This window comes from Undibacterium sp. RuTC16W, assembly GCF_049339445.1.
Classification (GTDB): Bacteria; Pseudomonadota; Gammaproteobacteria; order Burkholderiales; family Burkholderiaceae_D; genus Undibacterium.
Genome location: NZ_JBMPPE010000001.1, coordinates 709,495 through 723,992 on the forward strand (window position 1 = coordinate 709,495; position 14,498 = coordinate 723,992).

The 14,498-nt window shown below is 51.9% G+C and carries 12 protein-coding genes; 9 read left to right on the forward strand and 3 right to left on the reverse strand.

What is annotated here, in order from left to right; all coding sequences use genetic code 11:
• Positions 1 to 81: 81 nt before the first annotated feature.
• From ACO0K4_RS03080 to ACO0K4_RS03090, 3 genes are all read left to right on the forward strand, one after another.
• Positions 82 to 657 (forward strand): chromate transporter, encoded by a 576-nt coding sequence (locus tag ACO0K4_RS03080; protein WP_422955126.1) that lies wholly within the window; start codon positions 82 to 84, stop codon positions 655 to 657.
• A 69-nt stretch (positions 658 to 726) separates the two neighbouring features.
• Positions 727 to 1,287: a chromate transporter gene (locus tag ACO0K4_RS03085; RefSeq protein ID WP_422955427.1), complete on the forward strand. Its 561-nt coding sequence runs from the start codon at positions 727 to 729 to the stop codon at positions 1,285 to 1,287.
• A gap of 206 nt (positions 1,288 to 1,493) precedes the next feature.
• A complete protein-coding gene (locus ACO0K4_RS03090) occupies positions 1,494 to 2,345 on the forward strand; it encodes a hypothetical protein (RefSeq protein WP_422955127.1) in 852 nt (283 codons plus the stop codon).
• A gap of 55 nt (positions 2,346 to 2,400) precedes the next feature.
• Here ACO0K4_RS03090 and ACO0K4_RS03095 read toward each other — a convergent pair whose 3' ends face one another.
• Both ACO0K4_RS03095 and ACO0K4_RS03100 read right to left on the reverse strand, forming a co-directional pair.
• Complete coding sequence (locus tag ACO0K4_RS03095; protein ID WP_422955128.1) at positions 2,401 to 2,730, reverse strand: antibiotic biosynthesis monooxygenase family protein; 330 nt, start codon at positions 2,728 to 2,730, stop codon at positions 2,401 to 2,403.
• A gap of 214 nt (positions 2,731 to 2,944) precedes the next feature.
• Positions 2,945 to 3,271, reverse strand: a complete 327-nt coding sequence (locus ACO0K4_RS03100; protein WP_422955129.1) for a hypothetical protein — start codon at positions 3,269 to 3,271, stop codon at positions 2,945 to 2,947.
• A 221-nt stretch (positions 3,272 to 3,492) separates the two neighbouring features.
• Here ACO0K4_RS03100 and ACO0K4_RS03105 point away from each other — a divergent pair, with 221 nt between their 5' ends.
• From ACO0K4_RS03105 to ACO0K4_RS03115, 3 genes are all read left to right on the forward strand, one after another.
• Positions 3,493 to 4,980, forward strand: a complete 1,488-nt coding sequence (locus tag ACO0K4_RS03105) for a PLP-dependent aminotransferase family protein (protein ID WP_422955130.1) — start codon at positions 3,493 to 3,495, stop codon at positions 4,978 to 4,980.
• Positions 4,981 to 5,193: 213 nt separating this feature from the next.
• Positions 5,194 to 6,504: a dicarboxylate/amino acid:cation symporter gene (locus tag ACO0K4_RS03110; protein WP_422955131.1), complete on the forward strand. Its 1,311-nt coding sequence runs from the start codon at positions 5,194 to 5,196 to the stop codon at positions 6,502 to 6,504.
• Positions 6,505 to 6,943: 439 nt separating this feature from the next.
• On the forward strand, positions 6,944 to 7,906 hold the full coding sequence (locus ACO0K4_RS03115; protein WP_422955132.1) for a PEP-CTERM sorting domain-containing protein: 963 nt from the start codon (positions 6,944 to 6,946) through the stop codon (positions 7,904 to 7,906).
• Between the two features lie 141 nt (positions 7,907 to 8,047).
• Here ACO0K4_RS03115 and ACO0K4_RS03120 read toward each other — a convergent pair whose 3' ends face one another.
• Positions 8,048 to 9,304, reverse strand: a complete 1,257-nt coding sequence (locus ACO0K4_RS03120) for a TCR/Tet family MFS transporter (RefSeq protein WP_422955133.1) — start codon at positions 9,302 to 9,304, stop codon at positions 8,048 to 8,050.
• A gap of 76 nt (positions 9,305 to 9,380) precedes the next feature.
• On the opposite strand from ACO0K4_RS03120, the gene ACO0K4_RS03125 reads away from it, so the two are divergent.
• The 3 genes from ACO0K4_RS03125 to ACO0K4_RS03135 all read left to right on the forward strand — a co-directional run bounded on the left by ACO0K4_RS03125 (position 9,381) and on the right by ACO0K4_RS03135 (position 14,386).
• Positions 9,381 to 10,691: a hemolysin family protein gene (locus ACO0K4_RS03125; RefSeq protein WP_422955134.1), complete on the forward strand. Its 1,311-nt coding sequence runs from the start codon at positions 9,381 to 9,383 to the stop codon at positions 10,689 to 10,691.
• Positions 10,692 to 10,749: 58 nt separating this feature from the next.
• A complete protein-coding gene (locus tag ACO0K4_RS03130; RefSeq protein WP_422955135.1) occupies positions 10,750 to 12,039 on the forward strand; it encodes an Hsp70 family protein in 1,290 nt (429 codons plus the stop codon).
• A 118-nt stretch (positions 12,040 to 12,157) separates the two neighbouring features.
• Positions 12,158 to 14,386 carry a bifunctional diguanylate cyclase/phosphodiesterase gene (locus ACO0K4_RS03135; RefSeq protein WP_422955136.1) on the forward strand — a complete coding sequence of 743 codons (2,229 nt, stop codon included), beginning with the start codon at positions 12,158 to 12,160 and terminating at the stop codon, positions 14,384 to 14,386.
• The last annotated feature ends 112 nt before the right edge of the window (positions 14,387 to 14,498 follow it).

Consider the following 14,498-nt stretch of genomic DNA (forward strand, 5'->3'; position numbering starts at 1 on the left):
CAAATCCTGTTTTGGATGCGCCTGATGAAAAAAATGGAAAATTCCGGTTTAAGTCTTATCTTCAGCGTCAACGCTTAGTTTATGAATCCAGATCCCGTCGTACCCCGCCCGCAACCAGCTTCTGTCCGCGATTTATTTATTTCCTTTACCTTACTCGCGCTGCAAGGCTTTGGCGGAGTGCAGGCGATCGTGCAGATGGAATTGGTCGAACGAAAACGCTGGCTAAGCCGCGAAGAATTCATCGAAGACTGGGCTGTCGCGCAGATCATGCCGGGGCCGAATGTGGTGAATCTGTCGATGATGATAGGCAACCGGTATTTTGGCCTGGCGGGTGCGATGGCGGCGCTGGCAGGCATGCTCACCATTCCTCTGCTGATTATCTTATTGCTGGCGTTGGTATATGCGCAGTTTGGCGATCACCCCGGTGTTACCGGTGCATTGCGCGGCATGAGCGCTGTCACCGCCGGTTTGATTATCGCGTCCGGCTTGCGCCTGTTTCCAGCGCTCAAATCCAATCCCGTCGGACTGACAATCTGCGTGCTGTTATGCGCGCTATGTTTCGTCGGGGTCGCCTTGCTGCATCTGCCGCTGGCCTACGTCCTGCTGGGTCTGGGCAGCATTGCCTGCACACTGGCGTATCAACGCCTGGGGAAATAAATGAGCAGCCCTGCAATCACCGGCCTGGTACAAAGCGCAGCCGCAGTCGCTCCCGCCTTACATTTCAGCATGCAAGCCAGCGACTGGCTCAACCTGCTGCTGCATTACATGATGCTGTCGATGCTGTCAGTAGGCGGAGCGATTTCTACCTTGCCCGACATGCACCGGTATCTGGTCACACAACAACACTGGCTGACCGATGCGCAATTCAATTCCTCCATCGCCCTGGCGCAGGCCGCACCCGGCCCCAACGTACTGTTCATCGCCTTGATGGGGTGGAATGTCGGCATGAACACCGGCAATAGCTGGAACGCTTTGCTCGGTATGCTCGTGACCATGAGCGGCATCATGATACCGAGCACGACGTTGACCTACATGGCGGCGAGCTGGGGTCACAAGAATCGTGATTTGCGCGGTGTGCGGGCGTTCAAATTAGGGATGGCACCGATTGTGGTCGGACTCTTGCTGGCAACTGGCTGGATCATGGCTGCCGCGCACAATATCCCGTCTGAAGATTGGCCCTTGTGGCTGCTGACAGCGGTCTGTTGCCTGGTGGTGTGGCGCACCCGTTTGCATCTGCTATGGCTGCTGGCACTGGGTGCGGTTCTTGGCTGGTTCGGGTTAGTTTGATAAAAGTGAATCCGGCTTTATTCAGCGTCTCATCAGCGTTGTACATTTACCTTAGTTGCTGATGTTAGTGACGACCTTAACAGTGACTTTAGCGACAACTTGATGGCTGAATTTATCGATAAATTTTGTTACATGTGTTTAGGCGGCAATCGGTTATCCTTGCCCCTTCTGAATTGGGTTTATTTTAGGTTTGGCATTATCACTACATGAAGTTTTACGTCGAGAGCAATCAACAGGAATTAGCTGAACCGGGCGAAATCCATCTGCACATCCGTTTCCGCCCAGCCAATGGCCTGGCGGTTTTGCTCGCGTTGCTGATCCATGCGCTGCTGCTCTACTTCATCCTGACCCATAAGCTGGTAAAAAAAGAAGGCGACAAGGAACAGCCTGAAAGCGCCATCGTACTGATGCTGGATAAAGATACGATGACCAAAATGGCAAACATCGAAAAACAAAAAGAACAGCCCAAGCCACGTCCGGCAGTTAAACCAAAACCGATCACCAAACCGCAACCACCGCAAGAAGCCGTGGCCGACGCGCCGCCAACACCTACGCCGCCGCCCGATGCCATTCAGCAGCCAGACATGATGAGCATGCTGACCGCCGCCCGCGAACGCCGCCGCGCCGCCGAAGAGGCTGCAGCCCAAGAGAATGAAGCTGCACGCCAGGGACCACGCGGCATGAGCCCGCAAGAAGTTGCCGAAGCCAATGTCCGGCGCAGTATGCAGCAAGCAAATAACCGCGAGGGTACCAGCGGAGTCTTCCAGATCCTGAGCAAGAGCACGCGCATGGCGACTTTCTCTTTCCGGGGCTGGAAACCAAGCCGTCAAAACAGCTTCAAAAAAGTCATCGAAGTCGATGCCGGTCTCGGTGGCAATATCGAACTCGCGATCATCCGTCGTATGATTTTACTGATCCGTGAAGAATATCAGGGCGACTTCAGCTGGGACTCACGCCGCCTGGGTCGCGTCATTAACCTGTCCGCCCGTCCGCAAGATACAGCCGAGCTGGAGAACTTCATGATGAAAGAGTTTTTCGGTAATCCGAACGAGCGCTAAGTCTATATGGCCGGAGCAAAAATATCCGGGCTGCACCCTACAAACAATACGACATTTACTCCTGCCGCTGATCCGGCGTGATATGACTAAACGCGGCATCGCCGTAAGACCGTATCACTTCAGAAATCACGATATGGAAGCCCGCATACCAGCGGGCGTATTGACGCTTGGCTTCCATATGCCGGGGATGTTCCGAAAATGCTGTAAGCGTATCCAGATCTTTCCAATAATAAATCGCATTATTCTTCTTGCCATCCGGCGAGCGCCAGACTTCTGCACCGAGAAAACCAGGTAAGGCATGTGCGACTTCTTCGATCAGTTGGTCCAGACGATGGTATTCATCGTCCAGATCTTTTACTTCGTAGATAAATGATGCAGAGTACATCGTTCTCCTTCAGGATAGGCGGGTGATTTGCATGCGTGCTTCATGCACAGAATGATCTTGCTGGCCTTGCTACACTCATTATGCATGCGTGCGCGTTGTCTGACTGTGCTTTCACTGGATTTTTAACAATCACCCACTAAGCACGCGCCCACAAGATCATGCAGCCAAACTTATGCAGCATCATTGCAGAATGACTCAAGCTCATTCAAGCGACTTATCCCAGACGAAGACGACGCGTGACGATGGCAAGGCCTTTGAGCGCAGTTTGTTTCATCCGTTGCAGTAGCAAGCTTGTCATGCCTGGTTCAGGCAATTCAATCAAAAATTCACAGGGTTTTTGCGCACAGATTTGCAGCCAGCCGCTGCGCTGCATCGTATAAGTTGATCCCTCGGTCAGCACAATCTGCGGCACATAAGCACAAGCATCCAGACTGCGTGAGGCCTCTTTGATGACGATGCTACCGACGCTCAGATGGAGTTGCGAGCCTTGGGTTAAATAGGTCTGATAGGACTGTGCGGACTGCAAGGTAGTGATGTGCATGAGGTGCTCCTGTTCTGGAAATCATGTGAATAATCATGTAAATGAGTCTGTCAGCGTGGTGAAAACAGATGTTGATCAGAATAGGGAAAGCCATGCGCACATAACAGGCACAAGAAAGTGCTAACTGCATCGGTGCAAACAGGGATTTTTACATCTGTTATTGTATGCATTTAGATCAACTGTATCTGTTCAGTCCACGTGACCGGGCGCATGATCACTGCATGAACAAACACCACACATTTCAGTCGCAGGCTCAGGAGTTACCTCTGTACCGGCGTCTGGCAGCGCATTATCTGTCAGCCATCAAAGCCGGTACGCTGACTACCGGTGAGCGTATGCCGTCGGTGCGCAAGCTGATGCAATTACACGATGTCAGCCTGTCGACTGCTTTGCAAATGTGTCGTCAGCTAGAAACCGAGGGCTGGCTGGAGGCGCGTCCGCGTTCCGGTTATTTTGTCCGTCAACCACGTCGCGTGAGTCTGGTGCCGGTGGCTGAGCCTGTGGTCAATGCGCCGATCGATCCGGCACAGTTTGTCGGGATACACGAGCGGGTGTCCGCCATCATTGCGCAGGGACAAAGGCCGATAAAAGTGAATCTGGCCAGAGCCACTGGCGCACCGGATATGTACCCGCAAGAAGAACTCAAAAACCTGGCGATACGCACGCTGCGTCAACGGCCGCAATTGCTCACCAAGGCAATCTCTCCCGGCGGCAATAAAGAACTCAAAACCGCCCTCGCCAAACGTGCGCTCGGTATGGGTGTCAGTATTGCCCCCGACGATGTGGTGGTGACGCTCGGTTGTATTGAGGCACTGAATCTGGCGCTGCGCGCCGTCGCCCAGGCTGGTGACATCATCGCGGTCGAATCGCCGACCTTCTACGGTTTGCTGCAAGTGCTGGAAAGTCTCGGCATGAAGGCATTGGAAATCCCGACCAGTCCGCAGACCGGTATTTCGATAGAAGCGCTGGAACTGGCGATGCAGACTTACGACAACATCAAAGCCGTGGTGGTGGTACCGCATTTGCAAAATCCACTGGGCAGCATCATGCCCGACAGCCATAAACAGCGGCTGGTTGAGCTCTGCGAAGCGCAACATATTCCGTTGATCGAAGATGATTCCTACAGCGCACTGGCAAACGTCGATAACGCCCTGACCAGCGCCAAACATTGGGATAAAACCGGCAATGTCATTTATTGCGCATCGCTACATAAAATTCTTGCTCCCGGTCTGCGCATAGGCTGGATGGTCGCTGGTCGCTGGCATGCGCGGGTCAGCATGCTGAAATATGCACAAACCCGCTATAACGAAGAATGGTCGCAGATTGTCCTGGCAGAATTCATCAACTCCAGCGCCTACGACCGTCATCTGCGCCGTCTGCGTCATATTCTGACCCAGCAACGAGAGCGGATAGCCGAAGGGATTGCCGCCTATTTTCCGGAAGGAACCCGACTCACCGTACCGGATGGCGGTATCTCGGTGTGGGTAGAAATGCCACATAAGCTCTCGTCCAAAGCGGTATTCGACGCCGCGCTGGAGCGGGGGATCTTGGTATCACCGGGCTTGTTGTATTCCAATTCAAATCGTTTTAACCATTTTTTACGTTTGAATTGCGGTATGCATTACTCCGACGAACTCGACAGCGCCTTACGCAGCTTAGGCCAGATCATCACCGGGTTGGCACAGCAGAGTCTGCATATCGCCGCCTGAGACAGCCAGCGGCCCGCACGATCTGTTTGTACGATTACTTGTGGCCAGATACGAACTTTCCGCAGTAACACGTGTGGAAACCCACAATAGGCACGATGTCACGAAGTTTTCATAATGGCGGCAGTTCAGGGATCCGTTCCCGACCACACTGTCGCGACAAGCTTGTAACAAAACCCTGTCAGCGGCAACCGATAACAACACTGGAGACACCAGATGAAAAAACCGCCGCTGTACCGTTCCCTCTATTTCCAGGTCATCACTGCCATCATCATCGGCGTGTTGCTGGGCCACTATTATCCAGAGTCTGGCGCTGCCATGAAGCCGATTGGTGATGGCTTCATCAAGCTGATCAAGATGATGATTGCACCAATCATTTTCTGTACAGTCGTCGTCGGCATCGCCGGCATGGAAGACATGAAAAAAGTCGGCAAAACCGGTGGCATGGCTTTACTGTATTTTGAGGTCGTCAGTACACTTGCCCTGATCGTTGGCCTGATCGTGGTCAATCTCTGGCAGCCTGGTGCAGGTATGCATATTGATGCGTCGGCGCTGAGCACGAAAGAAATCGCCAGCTATACGGCACCTGGCAAGATGCAGACAACGACAGACTTCCTGATGGCGATTATTCCGACGACACTCGTCGATGCCTTTGCCAAAGGGGAGATTCTGCAAGTCCTGCTGATCGCGGTCTTATTCGGTTTTGCCCTGCATCGCTTTGGCGGTCGCGGCACACTGGTGTTTGATGTGATCGAAAAATTCTCTCATGTGCTGTTCGTAATCGTCGGCTACATCATGAAAGTCGCGCCTATCGGTGCCTTCGGCGCGATGGCCTACACGATAGGTAAATTCGGCATCGCCTCGCTGCTACCGCTGGCGCAACTGATGGCGGCTTTCTATACGACCTGTCTGGTTTTTGTGTTTGTTGTCTTGGGTACGATTGCCAAAGTACATGGCTTCAGCATCTGGAAATTCGTTAAATACATCAAGGAAGAATTGCTGATCGTACTCGGCACCTCGTCCTCAGAATCCGCCTTGCCGGGCATGATCGCCAAGCTGGAAAATCTTGGTGTAAAAAAATCCGTAGTCGGCCTGGTGATCCCAACAGGTTATTCATTTAATCTTGACGGCACATCTATCTATCTGACCATGGCTGCTGTATTCATTGCGCAAGCGACTGATACGCCGATGAGCCTCATGCAACAGGTGACCTTGCTGGCAGTCTTGTTGCTGACATCAAAAGGCGCTGCGGGGATTACCGGTAGTGGTTTTATCGTACTGGCTGCAACCTTATCAGCCGTCGGTGGTATTCCGGTTGCGGGTCTGGCCTTGATCCTCGGTATCGACCGCTTCATGTCAGAGGCACGTGCACTGACGAATCTGGTTGGTAACGGTGTTGCAACGATCGTCGTCGGCAAATGGGGCAATGATGTCGATGAGCTGAAACTTCATCAGCGTCTGAACGGTGAAGTCGAGAATATGGAAGAACGTGACGACCTGAATATTCGCCTGACGACAGGTCACTAGAGCTTTACGTTGAAACAGCGGCAAGTGTGTATTTGATGAACTGGTTCGGCTGGTTGATCTGCTTGGTCCGATACGCAATTGCTGCTGTAACACCCACACTCGATTACAGCGCGATGTTAGTACTTCCCTCAACACGGCATGCTATCTGCGTTATTACGACGTATAAAGTAATCGCGATCTGACAGAAATCCGGGTTTAAGACAGGCGCCGCCCTGTGGAACTGTCGGTATTTCTTACGCCTCTTCAAAATTCCCTTCCTTTACTAAAGCCAAGATATCCTTCTCATAGGATAGTTATATTTTTGGCACCATTTTTGCTTTACGCCTGATAGCTCAATTCCAAGGCGAATTTCAGTCGGCATTCAGTCTGTGATCGCTCAAGACTTGATCAGTGCATCGGTCTCAGATATCCCACTTTGGCTCAAAACAGGAGTACTAACATGGCTCAACCTATCGTTTCCCGTTTGTTTTGTGCAGTCGCAGGCTTTCTTATATTCAGCAACGCACCTGCGTTCGCCATCACTGTCTCAAACGCAGCACATACCTTCTCTTTTGTCCGCGATTGCAGAAGCGCCGCCAGCCGGGCACTAGGCTCGACGGTGCCGGATAAATGCGAAGCTAGCGGTGATTTTTCCTCGACCAAAGTAGAAGAAACTTACGATGGCAATTATGGTGGCCTGGTCGCGTCGAATCTCACGACCAGTACGCTGGCAAGTTCGGGCACGGATCAAACCCGTTCCTATGTCGATGCCTCGGGCGCTCTGGGTGTGCTGACCATCAAGCAAGGTGCCTTCACTTCTCTACCATATGCACGCGTCTCTTCCCATTCAGAAGCCTTGCAAAGCTATAGCTGGGACGGTCTGGGCAGCAGCAATCGTACGCTCAATGCGGCGATTAATTTCACCGCCACCGGTTTGATCGGCAAATCCTTGTTTGATACCTCGGGGGATACCGCTGCCAGCTTCGTTACGGGTACGGTGCGGGTATTCTCTTTGCTAACTGCGAGTTTTGATGTGACGCCGTCTGCGGAATTTCAAAACTTTTCAGACCAGGCATTTTTGACCGGAACAGGGTATCAGCTGGAAGCGTCCTTTGATTCTGCCGACGTGCTTGGCAGCCCTTTGAGTAATAATCTTAATTTTAATCTTCAGACTGGCCGGTACTACTTCATTGACTCATATCTTGGCTTATGGGCCAAGTTCGGCGCGAGTATCGATGCGACGCACACTTTTACGACGACGATCGGTGACATGACCGGTTTGACTGCGGCCAGCCCATCGGATCAACCATTGGAAATTACCAACAAGGTGCCTGAGCCTGCTTCTATGGCATTATCCTTACTAGGTCTGTGCTCACTGATTGCTGTATCGCGTCGCCGAAAAGGATCTGACACGTCTTCCTAATTTTTTAGCTAAAAACGTGTCGTTAATAATCTTCAAGTCAATCTCGGCCTGGCAATAGCGCATTCAATAAAAAAGCCTGTCGGATACGTATTCGGCAGGCTTTTACGATTTGACAATACCGTAGCAAAGTCAGAAAAATATTCAGGTAGTAGCGGGTTTATACAAATGCCGTAATGCCAGAACCAATGCAATCATTTGCACGGTCGCCGCCATAAAAAACGGTGCGCCGAGCAGCAAACTCCCCTTGGGCTGGTGACTCACCTGACCCAGCAACGACGTCCCCGCCAGCGTAGCTGCCACACTCATGATACTGGCCAGTGCCGTCAGCGATCCCATTGCGACGCCTTGCGAACGAGCATCCACCGCGCGGGAGAACATTGCCTGTAACGCCGGTCCCGTCGCAAACGCCAGCACATTACACAAGATGAGGCCGTACATCATCCAGCCCTGATTCGCCAGTCCATACAAAGTTAATGCCGTTGCTGAAGACGCCAGCCCGATCAGAATTGCATTCGCATCCCCAACCCGTTTGATGTAGCGGCCTAAAAATACCCCTTGCATCACCACACTCGATATCCCGACGCAGAATAAAGAAAATCCATTTTGCATCGGCGTCCAGCCAAAGCGCAATTCGGTCGACAGTACCCAGGTCGTCTGCAAGGTAAATTGGGCAAACATCGTGAACGCATAGACCCAGACCAGGGCACCGACACCGCGCAAATGACCCAACCCCGATAAACCGGCAAACGGGTTTGCCGATGTCAGAGAAAAATTCTTGCGATTCTGCATCGACAGGGATTCTGGTAAAGAAAAATATCCGTAGATCACATTCGCCATGGAGATGGCTGCGGCCAGATAGAATGGATAGCGGATATTCGCCTCTCCCAATACCCCGCCCAACACCGGACCGCAAATAAATCCCAGTCCAAACATCGCACCGATTTTCCCCAGCGATTTGCTGCGCTCACTTGGCGCGGACACATCGGCGATATACGCACTGGCAACCGAGATATTTCCCGCAGTGACACCACCGATGGCACGAACCAGCAGCAGCCAGTAAATCGAGGTGACCGCGGTCATCATGAGAAAATTCATTCCCAGACCAAATACACAAACCAGCAACACCGGACGCCGGCCAAACCGATCACTCAGAGCGCCGATCACCGGTGCGCAAAAAAACTGCATCACGCCATAAATCGCCACGATTGCGCCGTACCAATACGCCTGCATGTCGGCTTGCGGCAAATACGCCCCAACCAGTCTCGGCAATACCGGAATGATGAGTCCGATACCGAGAATATCCAGAAATACGGTAATCAGTACGAAGCGGATATTGGTGGGTAAAGCCGGTGGTGCCGGGGGTGTCGCAGCGCTTGTTGGAGCAGAGTTCGCAGTCATGCAATCAGACTTTCAGGCAATTTGGGGAAGCTCAATAGTATATGATTCAAACAATGTATTTTGTAACGGAGTATGTATGGCTTTATTCGACCATTTCTTAATTATCGCCCTTCTGGTCGCGATCAGCGCCTTTTTTTCTATGTCAGAAATTTCTCTGGCAGCGGCACGCAAAGTCAAATTGCAAGTGCTTGAATCCGAGGGAGAGGCGCGCGCAGCAAGGGTCTTAGAGCTGCAAACCCAGCCTGGTCACTTTTTTACGGTGGTCCAGATCGGTCTGAATGGCGTCGCCATTCTTGGCGGTATTTTGGGCGAACAGGCATTGACTCCGTATTTCTCCAGCGTGTTCCACTCGGTGTTTGGGAGTGCAAGCTGGGTGGATACGGCGAGTTTTATGACCTCGTTTGTATTTGTGACCTCGCTGTTCATCCTGTTCGCCGATCTGATGCCGAAAAAACTCGCGATGACCGCGCCGGAAACAGTCGCAATGACCGTCGTCGGGCCGATGTTGTGGTGCGTGCGCCTGTTCAAGCCGCTGGTGTGGATATTCAATGGCTTATCAAACCTGATTTTCAAGTTGTTTAACGTATCGACGACGCGAGACGAACAAATCACGTCCGATGAAATTTATGCGATGTTCGATGCCGGGGCCGAAGCCGGGATATTGCAGGAACGCGAACATCATATGATCGGCAATGTATTTGAGCTGGAGAGTCGCACGGTTCCCTCAGCAATGACACAACGCGACAGCATCGTGTATTTCAGTTTGCAGGACAGTGACATCGTCATCCGTCAAAAAATCGCAGAACATCCGCACACCAAATTCCTGGTATGCGATGGACAAATCGATAATGTAGTTGGCTATGTCGAATCCAAAGATATCTTGAAGCGAGTTCTGACCAATCAGGCTTTTTCTAAAGTCCAGGAACTGTCTTTGCGTACCGCGCTGGTGGTGCCGGACTCTCTGACGCTGTCCGATATGCTGGAACAATTTAAAGGTACCCGGGAGGATTTCGCTGTCATCCTGAATGAATATGCGCTGGTCGTCGGCGTCATTACCCTCAATGACGTGCTCAGCACCCTGATGGGGAATCTGGTGCATCCGTTCATGGAAGACCAGATCGTGCAGCGGGATGCAAACTCCTGGCTGATCGACGGCGCGACGACCATTGAAGATGTCTGTCGGGCGCTGGAAATCGATGCTTTACCGGAACAGGGTAGCTATGAGACTATTGCTGGCTTCATGATGACCATGCTCAAGAAGATCCCCAAACGTACGGATTGCGTCATGCTTGGTCATTACAAGTTTGAGGTGGTGGACATCGATCACTACCGTATCGATCAGTTGCTGGTGGTCAGAATCGATAATGCAGGCAAGGTATCAGAATAATTCCCTCCGGGTTTAAATACACTATAATCGCTCCCCGCGTTTTTCATCAGGAAGTTTCATGTCGCATGCTTGTGGAGTAGATTTCGGTACCTCAAATTCAACCGTGGCCTGGCATAAGCCAGGTCAGCCTGAGCACACCCCAAGCTTGCTGGCACTCGAAGATGAAAAACTCACTTTGCCGTCTGTCGTATTTTTTAACGCCGATGAGGATGAGGTCAGTTATGGTCGTGCGGCATTAACAACCTATCTGGCAGGCTACGAAGGGCGCCTGATGCGCTCGATGAAGAGCTTACTCGGCACCAGCCTGATGGAAGGCCAGACCGAGGTGCTGGGCCGTTCGCTGCCGTTTCGTCAGTTATTAAGTCAATTCATCACTGAGTTGAAACACCGGGCAGAACGCTCGGCAGGCCAGCACTTTGAGCGCGCCGTGATGGGCCGCCCCGTACACTTCATTGATGATAATCAGGTCGCCGATCAACTCGCCCAAGACACGCTGGAAGAAATTGCCCTCGCTGCGGGTTTCAAAGAAATCCAGTTTCAGTACGAACCGATCGCCGCCGCATTTGACTATGAATCACGTATCAGTAAAGAAGAACTGGTCTTAATCGCCGATATCGGCGGTGGTACGTCAGACTTTTCTCTGGTCAGGCTGGCACCCGAGCGGGCGCACCGCATCGACCGCTATGACGATATTCTGGGGAATGGCGGCGTACATATCGGCGGTACTGATTTTGATAAATACCTGAGCCTGGCTCACATCATGCCGCTGCTGGGTCTGGGCGGGCGACTGGCGAGCAGCAGTGATATTCCGTCTAGCTATTACTTCAATCTCGCCACCTGGCACACGATCAACCTGACTTATACCCAAAAAGTCTGGCGCGAATTGCAAGATGTTTACCGCGATATCGGGGAAACAGAAACCCGGCTGCGCTTTGAACGTTTATTGCATCTGATCGAGCAACGTGATGGCCACTGGCTGGCAATCCAGGCCGAAGAAGCCAAAATACAATTGTCCGGCAATGCCACGATTGAGCTGGTACTGGAGCGCCTGCGCGGTAAGGTACGGCCTACAGAACCTTGCCTCCTGAGCCTGGACCAGGCAGGTTTTCAACAGTCGATCCAGCATCTGACCGGGCAAATCGGCAGCACCGTCAGTCAGGTGTTGTCTCTGGCGGATGTCAGTCCTGATGAAGTCGATACCGTGTTTTTTACCGGCGGATCGAGTGGTGTGCGTGGCCTGCGTGATCGCATCAGCGCGATCGTGCCGGATGCTAAAAAAGTCGAAGGCGACTTGTTCGGCAGTATTGGCGCGGGACTTGGGCTGGATGCGTATCGCCGTTATGCCTGACAACAGACTTTTGTGATGGGCAGGCCGGGCTTATCGGATATACTAAGAACTACCGACTTACATGTCATTCAAATAATCTTTTAAAACATCATTTCCTAATCCTTTCAGCGGGGGAAACATGTCTACGATGCCAGGTGATCCGGATGACGAGTTAGTCATCCTGGAAGACCACCAAGAGGTTTCTCCCCCGAATTTGCGTACCTGGAAAATCGCTATCGTTGACGACGATGAAGATGTGCATCACACCACTAAGTTCGCCCTGCTCGACACCAAAATTCTGAATCGCCCGCTAGAATTTATCCACACCTATTCCAAAAAACAAACCCGCGAAGTCTTTGCCCAACACAGTGATATCGCCGTCGTCCTGCTCGACGTCGTGATGGAAACCGAACATGCAGGTCTAGAGCTTGTCAGCTTCATCCGGAATGAATTGAAATGGCACGACACCCGCATCATCTTACGCACTGGCCAGCCCGGTTATGCTCCCGAAGAAGAAGCTATCCGCGATTACGATATCAACGACTACAAGACCAAAAGCGAGCTGACCCGCAAAAAGTTACTCACAGCACTGACCGCCGCAATCCGTTCGTATGAACAGATACGCACCATTGATGCAAGCCGCCGTGGACTGCACCAGATTATTACGTCCAGCGCCTCATTCACGGTGGAGCACGGGATACAGGCGTTCGCAGCAGGAGTGATTACGCAGATCGCCGCACTGTGCGGTGTACCGCCTGAAGGCTTGTTATGCGCGCAGGCCGATGAGCTTGATCACACTGGCAATAACCCGCGTTTCAGCGTGATTGCTTCGGCTGGTCATTACAGCAGCTTGATGAATTGCTCTATCGATGCGATTGGCGATAAAAAAATCCGGGAATCTCTGCAATATGTGCTGACACATCGTGTCCCTCAGTTTGGTGAACACGACATGACCTTGTTTTTTTCCGGTCAGGGTAATCGCCCCTTGGCAGCGTATATCGATTTACCTTATGCACTATCCGAAATCGATCAGCAGTTGCTAGAAGTGTTTTGCTCGAATCTCGGGGTCTGCCTGGATAATCTGAGTCTGGTCAGCCAGCTCAAAGTACATGCCTATCGCGATCAGTTGCTGATGCTGCCGAACCGGCTCAAATTTATCGAACAAATTGATCTGGCGCTCCATCAGGCACAATCGAATCGCGCTCTGGTCGCCCTGATCGATATTGACGATTTTGCTGAAATCAATGATGTACTCGGTCATCATTATGGTGATCTGTTATTGAAAGCCGTCGCCGATCGCCTGCGCACGGATCTTGGTGATACCAACTTCCTGGCACGCATCTCCGGCGATGTATTCGGACTGCTGGGTCTAGAGAGCGTATTGCATCCGGATAAGCTGAAACAGGTATTTGCCGACCCCTTCATCATCGAAGACACCGCGCATGCTGTATCCATGTCGATCGGCATGGTCGCTCTGCAAGGTTATGAGAGTGACGGCGCTGACGTCTTAAAAGACGCAAGTATTGCGCTCAAACGTACCAAAGGTCATCAACGCGGTAGCTACACTATTTTTACCCGTGAAATGGGGGTGGAAATCCGGGAGCGCGCGCGCCTGATGCAGCACTTGCACAAAGCCTTTGATGCTGAGCGCTTATTCCTGATGTATCAGCCGCAAGTCGATCTGCACACCCGCAAAATAACGGGACTGGAAGCGCTGATACGCTGGCGTACCGATGAGGGGCACATGATCCCGCCTGGCGATTTTATCCCGCTGGCAGAGCATTCTGGCTTGATCATCAGCCTGGGTGCCTGGGTATTACGGACGGCCTGTTTTACCATGGTACGCCTGCAACGTGCCGGTACAGCGCCGGACAAAATTGGTGTGAATGTGTCGGTGATTCAGTTTCGTCAGCCAGATTTTATCTCCGTTGTAGAAACCGCCTTACGTGACAGTGGACTGAGCCCTCACAACCTGGAGCTGGAAATCACCGAATCCGTCACCATGGCGGGCGTCAATGTGTTTGAAGAGTCTCTCACTAAACTCAAAAAAATCGGCGTACAAATTGCAATTGACGATTTTGGCACTGGTTTTTCTTCGCTGAGTTATCTCGATAAATTGCCGGTAGATCGCCTCAAAATCGACCGGGCATTTGTCAATCAGATCGATACGCCGGAAGGACCAAGAATCGCCGAACTCATCACTCAATTAGGAAAAAAACTGAACCTGCATGTCATCGCCGAGGGCATAGAAACCGAACACCACTGGGATGTTTTACGCACTATGGGCTGTCATGAGGGACAGGGATTTTTTATTGCCCGACCGATGGTCGAAGATCAGTTAAAAGACTGGCTCAGCAACTGGCGGTAAGCACGCCATTCGCCTCAACAGGTATGTCCCGCCTCATCTGCACCAGATGAAAAAAATAAGACTATGCTGCATGACATGAACGCATGGGATGGCTCCGGCTTGACAATCACTG

Bases quoted from the DNA above. Each gene is read 5' to 3' on its own strand.
- ACO0K4_RS03130 (WP_422955135.1), top strand. From the start codon at position 10,750: ATGTCGCATGCTTGTGGAGTAGATTTCGGTACCTCAAATTCAACCGTG.
- ACO0K4_RS03115 (WP_422955132.1), top strand. From the start codon at position 6,944: ATGGCTCAACCTATCGTTTCCCGTTTGTTTTGTGCAGTCGCAGGCTTT.
- ACO0K4_RS03135 (WP_422955136.1), top strand. From the start codon at position 12,158: ATGTCTACGATGCCAGGTGATCCGGATGACGAGTTAGTCATCCTGGAA.
- ACO0K4_RS03120 (WP_422955133.1), bottom strand. From the start codon at position 9,304: ATGACTGCGAACTCTGCTCCAACAAGCGCTGCGACACCCCCGGCACCA.
- ACO0K4_RS03080 (WP_422955126.1), top strand. From the start codon at position 82: ATGAATCCAGATCCCGTCGTACCCCGCCCGCAACCAGCTTCTGTCCGC.
- ACO0K4_RS03110 (WP_422955131.1), top strand. From the start codon at position 5,194: ATGAAAAAACCGCCGCTGTACCGTTCCCTCTATTTCCAGGTCATCACT.
- ACO0K4_RS03125 (WP_422955134.1), top strand. From the start codon at position 9,381: ATGGCTTTATTCGACCATTTCTTAATTATCGCCCTTCTGGTCGCGATC.
- ACO0K4_RS03085 (WP_422955427.1), top strand. From the start codon at position 727: ATGCAAGCCAGCGACTGGCTCAACCTGCTGCTGCATTACATGATGCTG.
- ACO0K4_RS03090 (WP_422955127.1), top strand. From the start codon at position 1,494: ATGAAGTTTTACGTCGAGAGCAATCAACAGGAATTAGCTGAACCGGGC.
- ACO0K4_RS03095 (WP_422955128.1), bottom strand. From the start codon at position 2,730: ATGTACTCTGCATCATTTATCTACGAAGTAAAAGATCTGGACGATGAA.
- ACO0K4_RS03100 (WP_422955129.1), bottom strand. From the start codon at position 3,271: ATGCACATCACTACCTTGCAGTCCGCACAGTCCTATCAGACCTATTTA.
- ACO0K4_RS03105 (WP_422955130.1), top strand. From the start codon at position 3,493: ATGAACAAACACCACACATTTCAGTCGCAGGCTCAGGAGTTACCTCTG.